Origin of the sequence: Rhizobium leguminosarum, assembly GCF_019798305.1 — a bacterium.
In the GTDB taxonomy this organism is placed as follows: domain Bacteria; phylum Pseudomonadota; class Alphaproteobacteria; order Rhizobiales; family Rhizobiaceae; genus Rhizobium; species Rhizobium leguminosarum_U.
The window spans coordinates 13,571-34,422 of record NZ_JAAXDD010000029.1; the positions used below are offsets into that span (position 1 = coordinate 13,571).

Consider the following 20,852-nt stretch of genomic DNA (forward strand, 5'->3'; position numbering starts at 1 on the left):
TGCAAGCTGTGCTGTTATCATAGCGGAAGACGGACCAAGCGCGGAACTCTTTGCATTCCTGATCTTGTGCGGTCGCAATCGGGTGGGTTTCATTGCTGGAAAATGAGCAGCACGTAAGCCAGGAAAAGCACCAGATGGACAGCGCCTTGCATGAGATGCGTGCGGCCGCTGGCAAAGGTGATGATACTGACGGCCAGAGTGAGCAGGAGCATCACCAGATCTCCATGTTCGAGGCCCAGCGTCACCGGGTGCCCGTAAAGACGGCTGATGACAAGCATCGCCGGCACGGTCAGCCCGATCGTCGACAATACCGAACCAAGGAAGATGTTGACGGCGCGCTGAAGATTGTTGGCGATGGACGCGCGCACGGCGCTGATTGCCTCGGGCGTCGCGACAAGGACGGCCATGACAACACCGCCAAATGCCATTGGAGCATGCAGGGTTTCGATAATGTAATCGATCGGCCGGGCAAGCTGTTCGACGAGAAAGACGACGGGAGCCATATAGGCGAAAAGCAGAATGGCATGCGGCCAGACCGGCCCATGGCCAGGGACAGGTTCGCTGATGCGCTCGTGACGGTTGCTGTCGTCGGTGAAATAGTCCCGATGGCGGCCAGCCTGAAGAAACAGAAACGTAGCGTAAAGGCCGACCGATATTATACCCAGTATCAGTTGCCGCGGTGCAGATGGATGCTGTCCGTCCGGCCCCGCAAGAAATGTCGGCATCACCAGGCTCAGGGTCGCCAGCGGTACGATGACCCCGAGATAGGCGTTGGCGCCCTGCAGGTTATGCTGCTGTTCCGGTCGCCGCCATGCGCCCAGCAGCAAGGACAGGCCGACCATGCCGTTCAGGATGATCATGACGACTGCGAACAGGGTGTCGCGCGCAAGTGTGGGATTGTTATCGCCGTGAAGCATGACAGCTGATATTGCCATCACCTCGATCGAGGTGATGGCAAGCGTCAGAATAAGCGTGCCGTAGGGCTCCTTCAGCCGCTCAGCCAAATGATCCGCGTGCCGGACAACCGACAAAGCGGAGCCAAGGACGGCAGCGAACAGCCACGCGAAAACGACAGTGAACCAAAGCGGATCGGAAAGCTGCCCGAAGAGCTGCTCCTGGAAAACAAGAAATGCCAGGCTCGTCACGACGCTGACGCCCAGGAACCATTCCTCGCGCATTAGGCTGGCTGCGCCGACAGTGCGCGATGCCGGACCCTCCGTCATTCGCGGCCGGTTGCCGGAATTGCCGCGCCGGTGACGACAGCTGCGGCCGGCGAAATCAGAAAGGCGATGAGGCGGGCGATCGATTGCGGCGATACCCAGCCGTCCGTCTTCGCATCGGGCATGGCCGCGCGATTCTCAGGCGTGTCGATCGTCCCCGGCAGGATGCAGTTGGCGGTGATGCGGTCGTCGCGGCATTCGGCAGCGATCGCCTCGGTCAGCCGGATGACAGCGGCTTTCGAGGCGGCGTAAGCGGCCTGCTTCGCACCGGCCCTCAGGCCGGGTGCAGCAGCTATATGAACGATGCGGCCGTAGCCGGCGGCCTTCATGGTCGGGAGAACCGCGGCGCTGATCGTCAGGGCCGTGCGAGCGTTTGCGGTCATCATCGTCTCCCACTGCGCGGGGGCCTCCGGCCCGACCGGTCCCATCTGGAAACCGCCGACGGTGTTGACCAACGCGCTGACGCCCCCGAAGCGCTTGACCGCCCGGGCGACAGCGGCGGCGCAGGAAGCATAGTCGGTGAGATCCGTTCCCGCGATCGACAGAAACTCAGTGGAGGCGGGAAGATCGCCTGCCAACGCTTCCAGCTCATGACTCGAACGGTTCATGCAGACGAGTTTTGCGCCGGCGTTGGCAAGCTCGCGGACAACGGCGCTGCCGAGGTTGCCGCCGGCTCCCGTGACGATCACGGCTTTCTGGTCGTTCATGGCAATCGATCTCCCGACGTGCCCGCGCTGGACGGTGCCGCGCATTGTTGATCCAGGCTGCGCGGTAGCGCAAGCCCCTGCCCAAGACAAGGTCAGATGTTTGCGAAACGGCCCGCGGAGCGATCCGCGGGCCGTTCGTCTTTGATCGTCTGTCGGAGTTGATTTCAGTGATATTTCGCCCGTTCGCGGCCGAGGATGACAGGCGCGTCGAGGCCTGAGATCGGACGAGTGACATCGGCCGGAATGTCGCCGGTGAGCTGCAGGTCGAGATAGCGAGCGCAGCAGACCCGCAGGAAGCACGTGAAGTTGCCGAGATCGTGGCCGGCATCGATCGATTCATGATGCAGCCGGGTGATCAGCTGGACCACATTCATGCCGTCGCGCCGGGCGATTTCCTCCAGCTTCGCCCAGAAGAAGTTCTCCAGCCGGACGCTGGTGACCATGCCGTCGATGCGCAGCGACCGGGTGGTGCTTTCCCAGAGCCGAGCATCCGCCTTGATGAAGAGTTCACACATATCATCCCCCCATTGCAGCCCTCCTCAGGCGGCGTTGGTTTCGAGCAGTGCTGCGGCATCGAGCACGGCCATGAACTGGCGCAGCCACGACGGATGCGCCGGCCAGGCGGGCGCCGTGACCAGATTGCCGTCCGAGACTGCATCGCTGATTGCGATGTCGGCATAGATGCCGCCGGCAAGTTCGACTTCCGGCCGGCAGGCGGGATAGGCCGAGCAGGTGCGGCCCTTCAGCACACCGGCAGCGGCAAGCAGCTGCGCGCCGTGGCAGATGGCGGCAACCGGTTTTCCGGTGTCGAAGAAGTGTCGGACGGATTTGATGACGTCGGCGTTGAGGCGCAGATATTCGGGCGCACGGCCGCCGGGAATGACGAGGGCATCGTAATCTTCGGCGCGCACGCTGTCGAAGGTGGCATTCAGTGCGAAATTATGGCCGCGTTTTTCGGAATAAGTCTGGTCGCCTTCGAAATCATGGATGGCGGTGGCGACGGTGTCGCCGGCCTTCTTGCCGGGGCAGACGGCATCGACCGTGTAGCCGCAGGCGAGCAGTGTCTGGAACGGCACCATCGTTTCGTAATCTTCGGTGAAATCACCCGTGATCATCAGGATCTTTGAGGCTGGCATCGTTTCCTCCCTTTGAAACCAACAGGCGGAGATTAGCAAAGAGCTGCTGCGGGCAGGTACTATGGGAATACTACAGGCGAAATTCCCACCCCGACGGGCGGCAGCATCAGACCGCCCTGACTTTGACATCAGGCACTGCGCAAGCCTCGCCACCGCCGAAGAGGCGGGAACGAGTGAGGAAGCGTTTCTCGCGGCCGTTGTCGAGCGAGAACATGCCGCCGCGGCCGGGCACGACGTCGATGATCAGCTGCGTATGCTTCCACGCCTCGAACTGGCTGGCGCTGATATAAACAGGTACGCCTCCGATCTCGCCGAGCTTGACGTCGCTGTCGCCGATCATGAATTCGTTAGCCGGATAACACATGGGCGAGGAGCCGTCGCAGCAGCCGCCGGACTGGTGGAAGAGGATATCGGGATGATCCCGCTTGATTTCTGCGATCAGATCGAGAGCTGCGTCGGTTGCGAGAACACGCGCTTCGCCGTTGACGGTGGTTTCCATCATTTTTCCTCCAAAGTTTGGAGAGGAGAATTCCCCTCCCCAACCCCTCCCCACAAGGGGGAGGGGCTAAGCTGTGGCGCCGGCTCGCAAACAACAAGCCGACTGCATATGCTGCGCTCAAGAGTGAATACGGCGAGGGCCGCACGTTAAGCCCCTCCCCCTTGTGGGGAGGGTTGGGGAGGGGTTTTGAGGCCCTCCCACCATGCCGAAGCATCTCAGAAGAAGCCGAGGGCCTTCGGGCTGTAGCTCACCAGCATGTTCTTGGTCTGCTGGTAGTGGTCGAGCATCATCTTGTGGGTTTCACGGCCGATGCCCGACTGCTTGTAGCCGCCGAAGGCGGCATGGGCCGGGTAGGCGTGGTAGCAGTTGGTCCACACGCGGCCGGCCTGAATCTCGCGGCCGAAACGGTAGCAGCGATTGGCGTCGCGGCTCCAGACACCGGCGCCGAGACCGTAGAGCGTGTCGTTGGCGATTTCGAGCGCTTCCTTCTCGTTCTTGAAGGTCGTGACTGAAACCACCGGTCCGAAGATTTCTTCCTGGAACACACGCATCTTGTTGTGACCCTTGAAGATCGTCGGCTTGACGTAATAGCCGTTCGCCAACTCGCCGCCGAGATCGTTGCGCGAGCCGCCGGTCAGCACTTCCGCGCCTTCCTGCTTGCCGATATCGAGGTAGGCGAGGATCTTTTCCAGCTGCTCCGTCGAGGCCTGGGCGCCGATCATCGTCGCGGTGTCGAGCGGGTTGCCCTGCTTGATCGCTTCGACGCGTTTGACGGCCTTTTCCATGAAGCGGTCGTAGATCGATTCCTGGACGAGGGCGCGGCTCGGGCAGGTGCAGACTTCGCCCTGGTTGAGGGCAAACATCGCAAAACCTTCGAGCGCCTTATCGAGGAAGTCGTCGTCTTCGGCCATCACATCGGCGAAGAAGATGTTCGGCGATTTGCCGCCGAGCTCCAACGTCACCGGAATGAGGTTCTGGCTGGCATATTGCATGATCAACCGGCCTGTCGTCGTCTCGCCGGTGAAGGCGATCTTGGCGACGCGCTGGCTGGTCGCCAGCGGCTTGCCGGCTTCGAGGCCGAAACCGTTGACGATGTTGAGCACGCCGGGTGGCAGGAGATCGCCGACGAGTTCGGCCCAGAGCAGGATCGAGGCCGGTGTCTGCTCGGCGGGCTTCAGCACCACGCAGTTGCCGGCGGCAAGCGCAGGTGCCAGCTTCCAGGTGGCCATCAGGATCGGGAAGTTCCACGGAATGATCTGGCCGACGACGCCGAGCGGCTCATGGAAGTGATAGGCCACGGTATCGTGGTCGATCTCGCCGATCGAACCTTCCTGGGCACGAATGCAGGAGGCGAAGTAGCGGAAGTGGTCGATCGCCAGCGGAATGTCGGCCGCCATGGTTTCGCGGATCGGCTTGCCGTTGTCCCAGGTCTCGGCCTGGGCGAGCAATTCCAGCTTGTCTTCCATGCGCTGGGCGATCTTCATGAGGATATTGGAGCGCTCGGCAGCGGAGGTGCGGCCCCATTTTTCCTTAGCCGCATGGGCGGCGTCGAGCGCGAGATTGATGTCTTTTTCATTGGAGCGGGGAATGTCGCAGAGTTTGCCGCCGGTGACGGGCGTCAGGTTTTCGAAGTATTTTCCCTCGACCGGCTCGCGCCATTCGCCGCCGATATAGTTGCCGTATTTCAGCTTGAATGGCGACTCGACGATTTTCTGATGAAGCATGTCATCCTCCCTTGATGATCCAGGTTCCCAAGCGAACCAGTGGGAGGAAAATGTGCATATTTTGGCGGAGGGAATAGGGCGGGTCTTCCATACCGCAGCGCACAGTGTCGCAGAGCTGCGACAGCATCGCGTCACGATTGCTCCGGGAGCGGAACCTTTACCCTGATCAGTGGAGATCGAGCTTCTTCATCTTCCTGTGCAGCGTTGCGCGGCTGATGCCAAGCGCGATCGCCGCCTGCGAGACATTGCCGCCGGCGCGCGACAATGCCCGCAGCAGTGCCGCCTTCTCCGCCTCGACGATTTCGTCCTGCTGGGAGACGCCAGCCTCGTGCAGGGCATCAGCGGCAGGAATGCCGGCGGCGATGCGCGTGTCGTCCAATTGCAACGCGATGCGGGCGGCGCGCGTTGCGCCGAGCACCAGATCATGCCTGTCGACGGCAAGCAGGGCGGCGGCGGAATTGGCGCCTGCCGGGACCATCAGGAAACGCGCGCCGGCAAAGGCCGAGCGGAAAAGGTTGAGCTCGATGCGCATTGCCGCATCGCGCACGGTCTGCGTCAAGATTGCCAGCGTCATCTCGTTGACGTCGTCGCGGCATGTGGAGATGTCGAGGGCTGCTGCCACCCGGCCACGATGATCGCGGATCGGCGCCGTCGTGCAGCTGAGGCTGGTATTCGAGCAGAAAAAATGCTGATCGCGGAAAATGGCGACGGCACGCTCGTCGGCAAGTGCGGTGCCGATGCCGTTGGTGCCGATGCTGGCCTCGGTCCAGACCGAGCCGGTCCACAGGCCGAGTTCACGGAATTCCTTGTCGTCGCCGGCAGCGCCCCGACGCTCCAGCGCGATGCCGTTCTTATCGGTCAGAAGCAGGCAGCAGCCCGCCCTGCCAACGGTGGTAAAGAGACGATCGAGCTCTTCCGTCGCGCTGGCGATCAGCTGTTCGGACTGTTCGCGCGCGCGGCGGAATTCCTGGTCGGTGAGGCGCAGTGGAGCCCGCTGGTCCTCGGGAGCGAGCTGATGCATGGTCATGCACCGCCGCCATGAGGCGACAACAGGAGAACTGGCCGCCGCAGAATCGCGCTGGGCAGACGTGTAGACGTGCTCGGCGTGCGCTGAGTGTTCGTGCATCGGCTCCTCCCACCGAAGTTCAGCACATTCTGATGGAAAAGCGGCCGGTTTGCAATCGGCCGGTACTGGCGGTCGTCAGCATGCGGCTCTTCCTGACGAAAGTGGCGGAAATCACATTTCGGTGTTTGGACGGCCATGGCGTAACAAACGACCCCTCTTTCTCGTAGTTCTGTACGGAAGCAAGGTTTGCCAGACGAGGAGATCCGACCATGCTGAATAGACGATTGTTGCTGATGGGCGCCGCTTTTGGGGCGTTTGGGGTTCACCTGGGCCTGCCCGGCAAGGCGATCGCTGCCGAGACGTTTGCGGTGACGCACACCGACGAGGAATGGCGCAAGCTGCTGACGCCGGATCAATATGTCATCCTGCGCCGCGCGGGAACGGAACAGCCCTTCACCAGTGCCTTGCTGCATGAGGAGCGAAAGGGCAATTTCGCCTGCGCCGGCTGCGACCAGGACCTCTTTTCCTCGACCACCAAATTCGACAGCGGCACCGGCTGGCCGAGCTTCTGGGCGCCGCTCGAAAAAGCCGTCGGCACCACGAGCGACACGACTTTCGGCATGGTGCGCAACGCCGTGCACTGCAGCCGCTGCGGTGGGCATCTCGGCCATGTCTTCGATGACGGCCCGAAGCCAACCGGGCTTCGCTACTGCATGAACGGGCTCGCCATGACATTCCGTCCGGCCTCGGCCTGATCCAGGGATGATCTCGCTCGGTGCTGATGACTGCCTGCGCCTAGAACAGGATGATTTTAGGCCGGGTCGGCCTAAAATCTGAATCCTGTTCTAAATTAATAGTTGGAGCATGATGTCGTCCGAAAAGCGATCACACTTTTCGGCATCATGCTCTGCGCTGCAACCAGGCTTCTATGCCCCGCGCTGCCGCCCGGCCGGTCGCCAGGCAGGCGGTGAGGAGATAGCCGCCGGTCGGCGCTTCCCAGTCGAGCATCTCACCGGCGGCGAAGGTGCCCGGTAGCGCCTTCAACATGTAGCCATCGTCGATGCTGCTCCAGCAAATGCCGCCGGCCGAGGAGATCGCTTCGGCGATCGGCCGGGTTTCGATCACCGGCACCGGCAGCGCCTTGATCATGCCGGCGAGACGCTCCGGATCGGTTCGGTCGCGCTCGGGAGCGAGTTCGCGCAGCAGCGCCGCCTTGACGCCGTCGAGGCCGGCTCCCTTGCGCAGGCGGTTTGAAAAGCTCGACTTGGCATCCTGCCGCGCAAGGTCGCGGCTCAGCCTCTCGATGGTGCGGCCGGGGGCGAGGTCGAGCGTCAGGGCAGCGCTGCCGTGGTTCAGCAGCCGGTCGCGGAGGCTGGCGGTGTGGGCATAGATCAGGCTGCCCTCGATGCCGCTCCCGGTGATGACGAATTCGCCGGGAAATGTGCCGGCCTCGGATGTTGCGGTGATCGACTTTACCGGCTCGCCGGCGAAACGCTCGCTGAAGCTTCCGCTCCAGCCGACGGCGAAGCCGCAATTGGCGGGCTTAAAGGGTTCGATCTCGACGCCTCTCTCCGATAGCCGAGTCAGCCAGCTTGCATCGGAGCCGAGGCGCGGCCAGCTTGCGCCGCCGAGCGCCAGCAGGGCTGCGTCGCAATGGACGATGCTGCGTCCTTCGGGCGTTTCGAAAACATAGCCATCTTCGGCAAAACCGCTCCAGCGGTGGCGGGAGCGCAGCGTGGCGCCCTGCGCCTCCAGTCGCCTGAGCCAGGCGCGCAGCAAAGGCGAGGCCTTCATCACCTTCGGGAACACCCGGCCGGACGAGCCGACGAAGGTCTCGATCCCGAGCCCTGCTGCCCAATCCCTGATATCATCAGGGGTAAAGTCATCAAGAGCGGGGCGCAGACGGGCGGAGGCTGCGACGAAGCGTGTGGTGAAACGGGCGTAATCCTCGGAATGGGTAATGTTGAGACCCGACTTGCCGGCCAAGAGGAACTTGCGGGCGAAGGTCGGCATGGCATCGTATACCGTCACCGCATGACCGGAACGGGACAGCAGTTCGGCCGCCGCGAGACCCGCCGGGCCGCCGCCGATGATCGCGATCCGCTTCTGGTTCATTGATGTCTTTGCCCGATTCTGTCTGCATTCAGTTTTGGCGCGGGCGCTGACCGCCTGCAAGGGCAGCGGTCAGTGGTGCGGATGTGTGCACTGGCCGTGGTCGGCGAGCACCTCGATGACTCGGCATTGGTCGACGCGGCCGTGACCGCAGCCTTCCACCATGGTTTCCAACTCGGCCTTCAGCGCCATCAGGCTGCGGATGCGCTGCTCGACCTCGATGAGGCGGGCCTTAGCGATGGCGTCGGCCGAGGCGCAGGACTGGTGCGGATCATCCTGCAGGGTGAGCAGCGTGCGGATCGCATCGATCTCGAAGCCGAGTTCACGGGCATGGCGGATGAAGGCGAGGCGGCTGATATCGGCAGGCTCGAAGGAGCGCTGGTTGCTCTCGCTGCGGCTCGGCGCCGCGAGCAGGCCGATGCTCTCATAATAACGGACCGTCGGCACCTTGACGCCGCTTTGGCGCGCAGCTTCACCAATGGTGATCTTTTTCATGATTTTCCTCTTGCACCTCTAGTCGCTAGAGGATGTAGGAGAGATGCTTCTGTTTGACAAGGAAGCGGATGATGGCTGAGAGCGAGACACGATACCGGGTTGGCGGCATGGATTGCGCCGCCTGCGCAACCAAGATCGATGCGGCGGTCAGACGCGTGGCGGGTGTCGCCGATGTTTCCGTCTCGGTGATGGCGGGCACGATGACCGTCCGGCACGATGGCAGCGGCGATCTCAAGGTGATCGAGAAGAAGGTGACGGGGCTCGGCTATTCGGTCGCGCCGCTTGCCGGAAGCGCTGCGCCTGCGCATGAACGCGGTCCGCAGCACCGTCATAACCACGGGCACGATCACGGCAATCACGCGGGCCATGACCATGCAACTCATGACCACGACCATCCTCACGATCACAGTGAGAAGGAAATCGAGAGGCTGCACGGGCACGACCACGCGCCGATGGCGGGTCCCTGGTGGCAGAGCCGGAAGGGCCGGCTGACCGTGCTTTCGGGTGCCGCACTCGTTGCCGCCTATACCGTCGGTCATCTCGTGCCGGCGATCGCGTCCTACGCCGTCATCGTCGCCATGCTGATCGGGCTGGTGCCGATCGCGCGGCGCGCGGTTATGGCCGCCCTATCAGGTACACCGTTTTCGATCGAGATGCTGATGACGATCGCCGCCGTCGGCGCCGTCATCATCAATGCCGGTGAAGAGGCGGCAACCGTCGTGTTCCTGTTCCTCGTCGGCGAATTGCTTGAAGGGGTGGCGGCTGGCAAGGCGCGCGAAAGCATCCAGTCGCTGACGGGTCTGGTGCCGAAGAATGCGCTGCTCGAAGACAATGGCCAGACGCGGGAAGTGCCGGCAGAAAGCCTTGCTGTTGGCGCCATCATCATGGTTCGCCCTGGCGACCGTATCTCGGCGGATGGCATCATCATCTCAGGCGAGAGTGCGATTGACGAGGCGCCGGTGACGGGCGAGAGCACGCCGGTGCGCAAGGGTGTCGATGCCGTCGTTTTTGCCGGCACGGTGAATGGCGATGCGTTGCTGAGGGTTCGCGTCACGGCGGCTGCCGCCGACAATACCATCGCCCGCGTCGTCAAGCTGGTCGAGGAAGCGCAGGAATCGAAGGCGCCGACCGAACGCTTCATCGATCGGTTTTCGCGCTATTACACGCCCGGCGTGGTTGTGGTCGCAGCGCTGGTCGCGGTCGTTCCGCCGCTGCTGTTCGCCGGCCCGTGGGGCGAATGGGTCTATAAAGGCCTTGCCATCCTGTTGATCGGCTGCCCCTGCGCGCTCGTCATTTCGACGCCGGCGGCAATCGCCGCCTCGCTTTCATCAGGAGCGCGGCGCGGGCTCTTGATGAAGGGCGGCGCGGTGCTGGAAACGCTCGGCAAAGTGACGATGGTCGCCTTCGACAAGACGGGTACGCTGACGGAAGGCAAGCCTCAGGTGACTGACATCATTTCTTTCGGATTAAGCGAGGCGCAGGTGCTGTCGCGCGCGGCAGTGCTGGAGCAAGGCTCCAGCCATCCGCTGGCGCTGGCGATCCTCAACCGCGCCAAGTCAGACGGCGTTCCCGTGCCGCCGGCCTTCGAACTGGAAGCGCTGCCGGGCAAGGGCGTCAGCGGCAAAGTCGGCGGCGAGACGCTGGACCTGCTGTCGCCGCCTGCCGCCCGTGAGCGCGGGGCGCTCAGTGCCGAACAGGATGCACGCATCACGGCGCTGAACGACGAGGGCAAGAGCGTGTCGGTGCTGCTCGTTAACGGTGTTGCGGCCAGCCTGATCGCCATGCGCGACGAGCCGCGCGAGGATGCCAAGGCCGGGCTCGCTGCCCTCAATTCGGCAGGCGTCAAGGCGATGATGTTGACAGGCGACAACAAGCGGACGGCGGCAGCTGTTGCCGGCACGCTCGGCATCGATTGGCGCGGCGAGATGATGCCTGAGGACAAACAGCGTGTCGTCGGCGAATTGAAGCGCCAGGGCTTCGTCGTCGCCAAGGTCGGCGACGGCATCAACGATGCTCCGGCGCTGGCCGCTGCCGATATCGGCATCGCCATGGGCGGCAGCACCGATGTGGCGCTGGAGACGGCGGATGCCGCCGTGCTGCACGGACGCGTCGGCGACGTGGCGCGGATGATCGAACTTTCCAAACGCACGATGCGCAACATCCTGCAGAATATCACCATCGCACTCGGGCTGAAGGCGGTGTTTCTGGTGACGACGATCATAGGGATCACCGGGCTCTGGCCGGCGATCCTCGCCGATACCGGCGCCACCGTGTTGGTGACGATCAACGCGCTGCGGCTGCTTCGGATAAAACTATGAATGTCGTTTGGGGGGAGCCGGCTTCTGCCGGCTCTTTTTTGACCGGTTCTCCACAGCGCTTTTTCGTTAACGCTTCATTATCCACATCATACACCGGCGCGGCGATTCGTTGCCGCCATTGCTGCGGCGCTATAACTACTTGTTGACGTCATCAGCGATTCGAGTACCATATCTAGTGTTCGAGGTTCCGTCGATTCGTGAGGATCGGCGGCTAAGACGGGAATACGGTGCGCCTCGCCATCATGGCGAAGCAATGCCGGAGCTGCCCCCGCAACTGTAAGCGGCGAGCAACTGTCCGATTTCTGGTCACTGGAGCATGATGCTCCGGGAAGGCTGGGCAGGAGCGTTGACCCGTGAGCCAGGAGACCTGCCTCGAACGAAACGTCCACGGGCGGGGTGTCCGGAAGGTCGCGTTGCATGGCTGCGGGGAATGTCCCATCGCGTTTCGCAGGCCCGAACCTCCGCCCCTGAAACCTTCGTATTGAGCCACTTCGGGGTGAAGTCATGTCAGTATCTCAGTTCAGGCCACCGCCCGCTCGAGGTAGAGGGCGGAGTATGCCCAGCGGCTAAACGGCCGCATAGCTCAAATCATCAGAGAATTTTTCGACGGATATCGACAGATTTCCGGTTGATATCCTGCGCCCAGTCGCGTCGTCACGAGGAATATCATGACCATTACCGTCTACAGCAAGCCTGCCTGCGTGCAGTGCACTGCCACCTACCGCGCCCTCGACCGGTTGGGCGTCGATTATGACATCGTCGATATCTCGCAGGATGCCGAAGCGCTCGATCGGGTCCGCAGCCTCGGCTACATGCAGGCGCCCGTCGTCATCGCTGGCGAGCAGCATTGGGCCGGCTTCCGTCCCGACATGATCAGCGCACTTTCCTGAGGAAAGGCGATGGGTCTGATCGTCTATTATTCCAGCCGATCCGAGAACACCCATCGGTTCGTCGCCAAGCTCGGACTGCGCGCGGCGCGCATTCTGCCAGGTGGCGCAGACGCGTTCCATATCCGCGAACCCTTCGTGCTTGTTGTGCCGACCTATAGCGGCGACGGCGGCAAGGGTGCCGTTCCCAAGCAGGTGATCCGTTTCCTCAACGATGCGGAAAACCGAGGACACATCCGCGGCGTAATTGCCGCGGGCAACAGCAATTTCGGCGAGACATACGGGCTCGCCGGCGACGTCATCTCGCAGAAATGCCAGGTGCCTTACCTCTACCGGTTCGAGCTCATGGGCACGGAAGACGACGTCGCCAACGTCAAACACGGAATGGAACGGTTTTGGACACGGGAACAACTCTGACGCGGGATGCGGGCGCAAAACCGCATAACACTTTTGCTCATCCCGCCGGCGAACGCCCTTTGAAAGCGGTGGAAACGCTCGACTATCACGCGCTGAACGCGATGCTGAACCTCTATGACGATGAGGGCAGGATCCAGCTCGACAAGGATCGTTTGGCTGCCAAGCAGTATTTCCTGCAGCATGTGAACCAGAACACGGTGTTCTTTCACAATCTCCGGGAAAAGCTCGATTACCTCGTGACCGAGGGCTATTACGAGCAGGAGGTTCTCGACCAGTATTCGTTCAATTTCGTGCGGGATCTGTTCGACCAGGCCTATGCCAAGAAGTTCCGTTTCCCGACCTTCCTCGGCGCCTTCAAATACTACACCAGCTATACGCTGAAGACCTTCGACGGAAAGCGCTATCTCGAGCGCTATGAGGACCGCATCTGCATGGTGGCGCTGGCCTTGGCGCGCGGCGACGAGACCCTTGCCCGCGGCATGGTCGACGAGATCATTTCCGGCCGCTTCCAGCCGGCGACGCCGACCTTCCTCAATGCCGGCAAAAAGCAGCGCGGCGAACTGGTTTCCTGCTTCCTGCTGCGCGTCGAGGACAATATGGAATCGATCGGCCGGTCGATCAATTCGGCGCTGCAATTGTCGAAGCGCGGCGGCGGCGTGGCGCTGTCGCTGACGAACATCCGCGAGGCGGGCGCGCCGATCAAGCATATCGAGAACCAGTCCTCAGGCATCATTCCCGTCATGAAGCTGCTCGAAGATAGTTTCTCCTATGCCAACCAACTCGGTGCGCGCCAAGGCGCGGGTGCTGTCTATCTTAATGCCCACCACCCCGACATCATGCGCTTCCTCGACACCAAGCGCGAGAATGCCGACGAGAAGATCCGCATCAAGACGCTGTCGCTCGGTGTCGTCGTGCCTGACATCACATTCGAACTCGCGAGGAATAACGAGGACATGTACCTGTTCTCGCCCTATGACGTGGAGCGCGTCTATGGCGTACCCTTCACCGAGATTTCGGTGACGGAAAAGTACCGCGAAATGGCTGATGATGCCCGCATCTCCAAGAAGAAGATCAAGGCACGCGTTTTTCCAGGTGCTTGCCGAAATCCAGTTCGAGAGCGGCTATCCCTACATCATGTTCGAGGACACGGTGAACCGGGCGAACCCGATCGCCGGACGTATTTCGATGAGCAATCTCTGCTCGGAAATCCTGCAGGTCAGCGAGGCGAGCGAATATCATGACGACCTTTCCTACAAACATCTCGGCAGGGACATTTCCTGCAATCTCGGCTCGCTGAATATCGCCGCGGCAATGGATTCCACCGATTTCGGCAAGACGATCGAAACCTCGATCCGGGCGCTGACGGCCGTTTCCGACATGAGCCACATCTCCTCGGTTCCTTCGATCGAGAAGGGCAATGACGAGAGCCATGCGATCGGCCTCGGCCAAATGAACCTGCACGGTTATCTCGCCCGCGAACGCATCTTCTACGGCTCCGAGGAAGGAGTCGATTTCACCAATATCTATTTCTACACGGTGACCTATCACGCAATCCGCGCCTCGAACCTTTTGGCGGTCGAGCGGGGCCAGAGCTTCAAGGGCTTCGAGGACTCGAAATATGCGTCCGGCGAATATTTCGACAAATATACAGATCGGCTCTGGGAACCGGCGACGGAGACGGTGAGGGCGCTATTCGAGAGGTCGGGCATTCACATTCCGACGCAGGAAGACTGGGCCGCATTGAAGAAGGCGGTGATCGTCTCCGGCCTCTATAACCAGAACCTGCAGGCGGTGCCGCCGACAGGCTCGATCTCCTATATCAACCACTCGACCTCCTCGATCCATCCGATCGTCTCGAAGATCGAGATCCGCAAGGAAGGCAAGATCGGCCGCGTCTACTATCCGGCGCCGTTCATGACCAACGACAATCTCGACTATTATCAGGATGCCTACGAAATCGGGCCGGAAAAGATCATCGACACCTATGCGGCGGCGACCCAGCATGTCGACCAGGGTCTGTCGCTGACCTTGTTCTTCCGCGACACGGCAACGACGCGCGACATCAACAAGGCGCAGATCCGTGCCTGGAAGAAGGGCATCAAGACGATCTATTACATCCGCCTTCGCCAGATGGCGCTGTCCGGCACCGAGGTACAGGGCTGCGTGTCTTGTACGCTGTGAGTTGATTTCGGCCGCGAGCCTTTGAGCAAATGGCCCCCTCATCCGCCTGCCGGCACCTTCTCCCCGATGGGGAGAAGACATCTGCGGCAGGCGCGACATACCCTCTCCCCTCGGGGAGAGGGTATGGTGAGGGGGCTCCGAGCGCCATCAAATCTATTGGAAGGACATGATCACCATGAACATCGCCGTAAAGCCGGTCAGCCGCGTGCGCGCCGTCAACTGGAATCGCATCGAGGACGACAAGGATCTCGAAGTCTGGAACCGGCTCACGGGCAATTTCTGGCTGCCGGAAAAGGTGCCGCTTTCCAACGACATTCCCTCCTGGGCAACGCTGACGGCGACCGAACAGCAACTGACCATCCGCGTTTTCACCGGGTTGACGTTGCTCGACACGATCCAGAACGGCGTCGGTTCGATCCGGCTGATGGAGGATGCGGCGACGCCGCATGAGGAGGCGGTGCTTTCCAACGTCTCCTTCATGGAGGCGGTGCATGCGCGCTCCTATTCTTCGATCTTCTCGACGCTGTGCTCGACACCCGATGTCGACGATGCCTATCGCTGGTCGGAGGAGAACGAATTCCTGCAGCGGAAATCGGCGTTGATCATGGAGCAGTATCGCTCCGACGATCCGTTGAAGAAAAAGGTTGCGAGTGTTTTTCTCGAAAGCTTCCTGTTCTATTCCGGCTTCTACCTGCCGATGTACTGGTCGAGCCGCGCCAAGCTGACCAACACGGCCGACATGATCCGGCTGATCATCCGCGACGAGGCGGTGCACGGCTATTATATCGGCTACAAGTTCCAGCGCGGACTGGAACGCCTCGGCGACGAGCGGAAGCAGGAGACCAAGGATTTCGCCTTCGAGCTGCTGCTCGAGCTCTATGACAACGAGGCGAAATATACCGAGGCGCTCTATGACGGCGTCGGGTTGACCGAGGACGTCAAGAAATTCCTGCATTACAATGCCAACAAGGCGCTGATGAACCTAGGCTATGAGGCGCTGTTCCCGGCCGAGGCCTGCAAGGTCAATCCGGCGATCCTGTCGGCGCTTTCGCCGAATGCCGACGAGAACCACGACTTCTTCTCCGGCTCCGGTTCCTCCTATGTCATCGGCAAGGCGGTGGCGACTGAGGACGAGGACTGGGATTTCTGAGGCTTGATCGCCGTCTGCCTCTTATCATTTGCTCTCTGATCGCCCACATTCAGCGGAAACTAAATTCGGTCCTCGCCGATGATGCGGCATAGCGGGAGTTTTTGATGTCGTCTTTTTTGAACAAGGTCGGGACTCTCGAGGCGGGCGAAGGCGTCTGGCCGATCCGCAGAAGACGGATTCTCGACTGGCTGGTGAACGAGACGCGCGGCGAGCGATTCATCGACAATATCCTGGTGGACATGTGCGAGAAGCTGCAGGCGGCAGGAGTGCCGGTGGCGCGGGCGACATTGCATTTCAGGACGAACCATCCGCAATGGGTCGGTGCCCGCATTCTCTGGAAAGAAGGCCTGGCGGAAGCGAAGATCGACACTTTCGCCTATGGTGTCGAAAACACGCCGGAGTTCCTCAGGAGTCCCGTCAATGCGATCCATCAGGGTGCGGAGGAGGTACGCAAACAGCTGGAAGACGCAGCCGACGGCGGCGAGGATTCATTCTACCAGGAACTGCGCGATGACGGCCTCACGGAGTATATCGCCTGGCCGGTCGAGCACACTTTCGGCAAACGGCATGTCGTGACATTTTCCACCAGCCGGCCGGGCGGTTTTACCAGCGAGCATGTCGATTTCCTGCGCGATCTGCTGCCGGCCTTGACGCTCGTCAGCGAAATCCGGCTGAAGAACATCATGGCGCGCACACTGCTGCAGACCTATGTGGGACCGCATGCGAGCGAACAGATCCTCTCGGGCGTCACGACGCGCGGCAGCGGCGCGACCGTCGGCGCAGCGATCATGATCTGCGACCTGCGCGACTTTACGGCGATCTCCGATCTCTGGCCGCGCGACGATGTCATCCATCTGCTCAACGATTATTTCGACGCCATGTCGGATCCGATCGAGCGGCATGGCGGAGAGATCCTGAAGTTCATGGGTGACGGATTGCTGGCGATCTTCCCGTTAGCCAAGGAAACCGCCTGCCTCGATCTGCTGCAGGCGATCCGCGAAGGGCAGGCGTTGATGGCGCAATTGAACCAGCAATATGCGGGCAACGGACGCGAACCGCTGCGCTACGGCGTCGGCGTGCATGTCGGCGACGTCATGTACGGCAATATCGGCTCGCGCCGGCGGCTGGATTTCACCGTCATCGGCCCGGCGGTCAATGTCGCCTCGCGGCTGGAAACCCTGACCAAGGAGGTCAAGCGTCCGGTGCTCTTGTCGCGGGCCTTCGTCGAAATGGCGGGCTGCGCGAAGGACATGGATAGTCTCGGCACCTTCCCGCTGCGCGGGCTTGGAGAGCCCGTCGATGTTTTCGCCTTTCCAGAGCGCCTCGCTGCATAGTTTCCAGCGCAGGCAGGCTCATACGCCTCGCTTGTTTCCCCAGAGCAGCACGTGCAATTGCGGCAGTACGCGTACCGCAAACCATTGGTCGGCCGTCACCCTTTCGAGAAGCCAGTGCATCCGATCCATTACGCCGTCGATATCAATGCGTGCGTCATCGTCATCGGGCGGCGGCGGCGTATGATTGCCGGGCTGAAGGAACAACGGAATTTGGGGATAGCGCTCGCCCGCCCGTTGCGCGAATTCGTAGTCGGCATCGTCGAAAATGACAATCTTCAGTATGACTTCCGGTCCGTCGGCGGCCAGTTGAAGACAGTGATCCACCTGGTCCCAATCCGTCAGCATTCCGCTTGATGGCGGTTTGGGGCTGACGACCAGGACGTCGAGATCGCGAAACCAGGCCTGGGCTAGGCTTCCCTGTGTTTCCAGGGCAAAGCGGTATCCTTGCGAATGGCCAAGCTCGATAAGCGGCCTTAGGGGCTGTATCGCCGGATTACCTCCGGAAAGAGAAACCGTCAGTGGCTTTCCCCCAGAGAGTTCCGTTACCTTATGCCAGACCGCCTCAGTGGACATGGGAATCCATTGATCCCGGAACGCGCTGTCGACCGCGTGAAGGCTGTCGCACCAGGAACACCGATAGTCACAGCCGCCTGTCCTCACGAACACCGTCGGCAGCCCGATCAAGGCACCTTCACCCTGTATGGTCGGGCCAAAGATCTCGCTGACGCGAATGGTTCCGACGCTCACGGCCTGTACTCCGCCCAGGTTTTCGGCGTCTCGCTGACGCGAACGGACGATGTCTCCGGGAAACGCTGCTTGCACCAGTCGTAAAAGTGCCTCGCCAGGAATTCGGAGGTAACCTTCGAATGGCCAAAGACGTCGTTCAGGTGACGATGGTCGAAAGTTTCGTCGATATAGCGCTTGAGCGGTGAGAGATCGTGATAATCACGGACGAAGCCATCATCATTCAGGCTTTCCGCAGCCAGCTCGACGATGACGATGTAGTTGTGACCGTGGAGCCGAGCGCATTGATGGTCGGCAGGCAGGTGATCCAATTGATGGGAGGCGGAGAGATGAAACTCCTTGGTGATGCGGTACATCAACGCACCTCCGTGGCCGAGTATCGCGACACGGCCGCTCTCCAAAAGTCCGGATCTTCGTACTCCGTGGGATCGGGAACGCCGGCAAGATGGAAAGCTTCACGGCGTTCCACACAGGTTCCGCAGCGCCCACAGTGAAGCTCGCCGCCTTTGTAGCAGGACCAGGTCTCCGAGAACGGCGTGCCATGTTTTGTGCCGTCAACAACGATCGCCGCTTTGGAAACATCGACGTATGGGGCAAGCAGTTTCACGCTGGCATAACCTTCCAGCGCTTCGTTCTGCATGCGCTGGAAGGCATCGATGAAGCCCGGCCGGCAGTCTGGATAAATGAAGTGGTCGCCGCCATGAACGGCAACGGCAACGGCATCTGCCTTTTGCGCCGCAGCCAGACCGAATGCGATTGCCAGCATTATGGCATTGCGGTTTGGCACAACGGTGGCTTTCATGGTCTCCTCGGCGTAGTGGCCATCCGGAACTTCGACATTGTCGGTCAGGGCGGATCCGCTGAGATGACCGCCGATGCCGGCGATGTCGATAATATGATGGGGAACAGAGAGCCGTGAGGCACATCTGGCGGCGAAATCGAGTTCCTTGCGATGCCGTTGGCCGTAGTCGAAGGAGACGAGACCGATAAGCTGTTTTTCCGCGGCTACCTTGTGGGCAAGCGAAACGGAGTCCAGTCCGCCGGAGCAGACGACGATGGTTTTCATATCTTGGATCCCTTGTTTTGACCGGGTGGGCTGCGACCGGATTACGCGGTGCTTCTAGGACAAATCACGCGTCATGGAAACAGTTTTGAAGCGTGAGCGTGATTAAAGGATGAGATGATGCTGATTTCACGGCGGTTTACATGGCTTCGGGGTGCTAACGCGTCCCCATAGCCGAGTGGCCTAACCGACCGGAAAGTTGATCTGCGGCGGCAGCAGAAGCTGCAGCTCCTCGGCATCCGGGTTGTTGATACGCTGCAGCAGCATGCGTCCCAGATCCTCGCCCGCCGCCGTCAGGTCCTCGTGGATCGTGTCGACCTTCGGCTGCAACTGGGTGAGGAGGCGGGACGTTTCCTTAGCGACGATATCGTAATCGACGGCGAGTATGCGGCCGGCATCGCTCATGCCGCTGATAACGGCGAGCGCCGAAACTTCGCCGGGGCAGATGAAACCATCAGGAGCATCCGGGGCATCAGCGCGGCTGCGGATGAAGTCGCGCAGCACGTCTGCCGGTGTATCGAGATCGACCGCCTCGGGGATCTCATAGGCGATGCCTGCCTCCCGCACCGCTGTCATGAAACCATGCAGGATATGCTGGCAGAAAGTCAGCCGCTTTGGCGGCAGGATCACCATCACCTTTTTGCGGCCCTTGGCGATCAGCCGGCGCGCTGCCTCATAGGCAAAGGTGAAATTGTCGTAGTCAACATAGGGGTGCGGCGTCGAAAATTCGGTGCGGCCATGACAGATGAAGGGAAAGCCGGTTTCGAGCAGCAGGCGGACGCGGCCATCGAGCGGCTCGGTGCGTGTGAAGATCAGCCCGTCGGCGAGGTGGTTGCGGATGATGTATTCGGCGGCTTCAACATCGGTCGTCGACAGGAAGTTCGGGGCGACGACAAGATGGTATGAGGTCTCTTTCAGCGCTTTGGCGATACCGTACATGATCGAGGTGCTGAAACCGACCACTTCCTCGTGCGAATCGAGCAGGATGGCGATGACGTTGGTGCGGCCTGTCTTCAGGCGCTGCGCGGCCCGGTCAGGGAGATAGCCGATTTCGCGGGCGATGCGATGCACCCGTTGGCGGGTCTCGAGTGAAATCTGCGGCGCATCGGAAAGCGCCCGTGACACCGTCGTCACCGCAAGGCCGGCGATCGTGGCGATCGTTCGCAAAGTCGGCTTGCCGCGCTTGTGCGTGATATCGAGATTTTCGCCGCGCTGCGGCCGGGACGGTTCGGTCACCCTTGGCTTTCCATGCTGGAATTGCCGACACCATAACACGATGAATCCCGCGCGCAATAAACGAATGAAAACGTTTTAAATTTTAACGTTTTGTTAGTCACGAATTAAAGATGACTTATATTCAGTAGCTTAGGGGAATAGTCGTGTTTTTCTCGGGAGTCGAGAAAGGGCTTGACGATCAAAGATTTATAACGTTTTAAATTAGCAACCGCGCGGAGGAGCGCGGCCGTATGCTGACCGCTGCAATGGCGGGGAGCATCGGGCGGCAGGGAGGTCCCGCCGCCGATTTGCAAACGGGAGGAAATTCATGAACAAGTTTTTGAGCTCGGCAGCTGTTGCTGTCGTGATGATGGCTGGCCTCAGTGCGGCCCATGCAGCTGACGTCAAGGAAGTGCAGATGCTGCACTGGTGGACGTCGGGCGGGGAGGCGGCGGCACTGAACGTCTTGAAGCAGGATCTTTCGAAGGAAGGTTTTGCCTGGAAGGACGTGCCTGTTGCCGGTGGCGGCGGCGATGCGGCGATGACGGCGCTGAAGGCGATGGTTGCGGCCGGCACCTATCCGA

19 protein-coding genes, 2 pseudogenes and 1 riboswitch are annotated in these 20,852 nt (G+C 61.1%); of the genes and pseudogenes, 8 read left to right on the forward strand and 13 right to left on the reverse strand.

Annotation, left to right across the window (positions count from 1 at the left end; all coding sequences use genetic code 11):
• Positions 1–89: 89 nt before the first annotated feature.
• The 7 genes from HFO99_RS32205 to HFO99_RS32235 form a co-directional block, all read right to left on the reverse strand.
• The gene (locus tag HFO99_RS32205) at positions 90–1,223 is read right to left on the reverse strand and encodes a calcium:proton antiporter (protein ID WP_222365677.1); all 1,134 of its coding nucleotides are present in this window, start codon (positions 1,221–1,223) and stop codon (positions 90–92) included.
• A complete protein-coding gene (locus HFO99_RS32210; RefSeq protein ID WP_222336446.1) occupies positions 1,220–1,927 on the reverse strand; it encodes an SDR family NAD(P)-dependent oxidoreductase in 708 nt (235 codons plus the stop codon). Before HFO99_RS32210 ends, HFO99_RS32205 begins: the two co-directional genes overlap by 4 nt.
• Before the next feature lie 164 nt (positions 1,928–2,091).
• The gene (locus HFO99_RS32215) at positions 2,092–2,442 is read right to left on the reverse strand and encodes a ribbon-helix-helix domain-containing protein (RefSeq protein ID WP_222365678.1); all 351 of its coding nucleotides are present in this window, start codon (positions 2,440–2,442) and stop codon (positions 2,092–2,094) included.
• A gap of 24 nt (positions 2,443–2,466) precedes the next feature.
• Positions 2,467–3,063, reverse strand: coding sequence for a DJ-1/PfpI family protein (locus tag HFO99_RS32220; RefSeq protein ID WP_222336444.1), 597 nt, complete (start codon positions 3,061–3,063; stop codon positions 2,467–2,469).
• 106 nt (positions 3,064–3,169) lie between these two features.
• The gene (locus HFO99_RS32225; RefSeq protein ID WP_222365682.1) at positions 3,170–3,562 is read right to left on the reverse strand and encodes a DUF779 domain-containing protein; all 393 of its coding nucleotides are present in this window, start codon (positions 3,560–3,562) and stop codon (positions 3,170–3,172) included.
• A gap of 215 nt (positions 3,563–3,777) precedes the next feature.
• Positions 3,778–5,286, reverse strand: coding sequence for an aldehyde dehydrogenase (gene adh, locus HFO99_RS32230; protein WP_017968031.1), 1,509 nt, complete (start codon positions 5,284–5,286; stop codon positions 3,778–3,780).
• Positions 5,287–5,452: 166 nt separating this feature from the next.
• Positions 5,453–6,412, reverse strand: a complete 960-nt coding sequence (locus HFO99_RS32235) for a helix-turn-helix domain-containing protein (RefSeq protein ID WP_222336442.1) — start codon at positions 6,410–6,412, stop codon at positions 5,453–5,455.
• Between the two features lie 209 nt (positions 6,413–6,621).
• Between HFO99_RS32235 and msrB the strand changes: the two genes are divergently transcribed.
• A complete protein-coding gene (msrB, locus tag HFO99_RS32240) occupies positions 6,622–7,107 on the forward strand; it encodes a peptide-methionine (R)-S-oxide reductase MsrB (protein ID WP_222336439.1) in 486 nt (161 codons plus the stop codon).
• 145 nt (positions 7,108–7,252) lie between these two features.
• On the opposite strand, the gene HFO99_RS32245 is transcribed toward msrB, so the two are convergent.
• Positions 7,253–8,467 (reverse strand): TIGR03862 family flavoprotein, encoded by a 1,215-nt coding sequence (locus HFO99_RS32245; RefSeq protein ID WP_222365679.1) that lies wholly within the window; start codon positions 8,465–8,467, stop codon positions 7,253–7,255.
• A gap of 69 nt (positions 8,468–8,536) precedes the next feature.
• Positions 8,537–8,959 (reverse strand): MerR family transcriptional regulator, encoded by a 423-nt coding sequence (locus HFO99_RS32250; protein WP_222253935.1) that lies wholly within the window; start codon positions 8,957–8,959, stop codon positions 8,537–8,539.
• A gap of 71 nt (positions 8,960–9,030) precedes the next feature.
• Between HFO99_RS32250 and HFO99_RS32255 the strand changes: the two genes are divergently transcribed.
• The 6 genes and pseudogenes from HFO99_RS32255 (at position 9,031) to HFO99_RS32280 (ending at position 17,246) form a co-directional block, all read left to right on the forward strand.
• Entirely contained in the window at positions 9,031–11,277 is a 2,247-nt protein-coding gene (locus HFO99_RS32255) for a heavy metal translocating P-type ATPase (protein ID WP_222365680.1), read from the forward strand.
• 165 nt (positions 11,278–11,442) lie between these two features.
• Positions 11,443–11,667, forward strand: a riboswitch (cobalamin riboswitch).
• Between the two features lie 278 nt (positions 11,668–11,945).
• Complete coding sequence (gene nrdH, locus HFO99_RS32260) at positions 11,946–12,167, forward strand: glutaredoxin-like protein NrdH (RefSeq protein ID WP_018243700.1); 222 nt, start codon at positions 11,946–11,948, stop codon at positions 12,165–12,167.
• 9 nt (positions 12,168–12,176) lie between these two features.
• The gene (nrdI, locus tag HFO99_RS32265) at positions 12,177–12,581 is read left to right on the forward strand and encodes a class Ib ribonucleoside-diphosphate reductase assembly flavoprotein NrdI (protein WP_222365681.1); all 405 of its coding nucleotides are present in this window, start codon (positions 12,177–12,179) and stop codon (positions 12,579–12,581) included.
• A pseudogene (gene nrdE, locus HFO99_RS32270) lies at positions 12,560–14,762 on the forward strand (class 1b ribonucleoside-diphosphate reductase subunit alpha). Before nrdI ends, nrdE begins: the two are co-directional and overlap by 22 nt.
• Positions 14,763–14,937: 175 nt before the next feature.
• Positions 14,938–15,912 (forward strand): class 1b ribonucleoside-diphosphate reductase subunit beta, encoded by a 975-nt coding sequence (nrdF, locus tag HFO99_RS32275; RefSeq protein WP_170276995.1) that lies wholly within the window; start codon positions 14,938–14,940, stop codon positions 15,910–15,912.
• 104 nt (positions 15,913–16,016) lie between these two features.
• On the forward strand, positions 16,017–17,246 hold the full coding sequence (locus HFO99_RS32280; protein WP_170276996.1) for an adenylate/guanylate cyclase domain-containing protein: 1,230 nt from the start codon (positions 16,017–16,019) through the stop codon (positions 17,244–17,246).
• An 18-nt stretch (positions 17,247–17,264) separates the two neighbouring features.
• On the opposite strand, the gene queE is transcribed toward HFO99_RS32280, so the two are convergent.
• From queE to HFO99_RS32300, 4 genes are all read right to left on the reverse strand, one after another.
• On the reverse strand, positions 17,265–17,993 hold the full coding sequence (gene queE / locus HFO99_RS32285; protein ID WP_170259909.1) for a 7-carboxy-7-deazaguanine synthase QueE: 729 nt from the start codon (positions 17,991–17,993) through the stop codon (positions 17,265–17,267).
• A complete protein-coding gene (gene queD, locus HFO99_RS32290; protein ID WP_018446446.1) occupies positions 17,990–18,346 on the reverse strand; it encodes a 6-carboxytetrahydropterin synthase QueD in 357 nt (118 codons plus the stop codon). The genes queE and queD overlap by 4 nt, the downstream gene beginning before the upstream one ends.
• On the reverse strand, positions 18,346–19,056 hold the full coding sequence (queC, locus tag HFO99_RS32295; RefSeq protein WP_064250220.1) for a 7-cyano-7-deazaguanine synthase QueC: 711 nt from the start codon (positions 19,054–19,056) through the stop codon (positions 18,346–18,348). The genes queD and queC overlap by 1 nt, the downstream gene beginning before the upstream one ends.
• A gap of 180 nt (positions 19,057–19,236) precedes the next feature.
• Positions 19,237–20,289 (reverse strand): substrate-binding domain-containing protein, encoded by a 1,053-nt coding sequence (locus HFO99_RS32300; protein ID WP_170259908.1) that lies wholly within the window; start codon positions 20,287–20,289, stop codon positions 19,237–19,239.
• A gap of 307 nt (positions 20,290–20,596) precedes the next feature.
• Here HFO99_RS32300 and HFO99_RS32305 point away from each other — a divergent pair.
• Positions 20,597–20,852, forward strand: a pseudogene (locus HFO99_RS32305) (sugar ABC transporter substrate-binding protein); the annotation flags it as partial.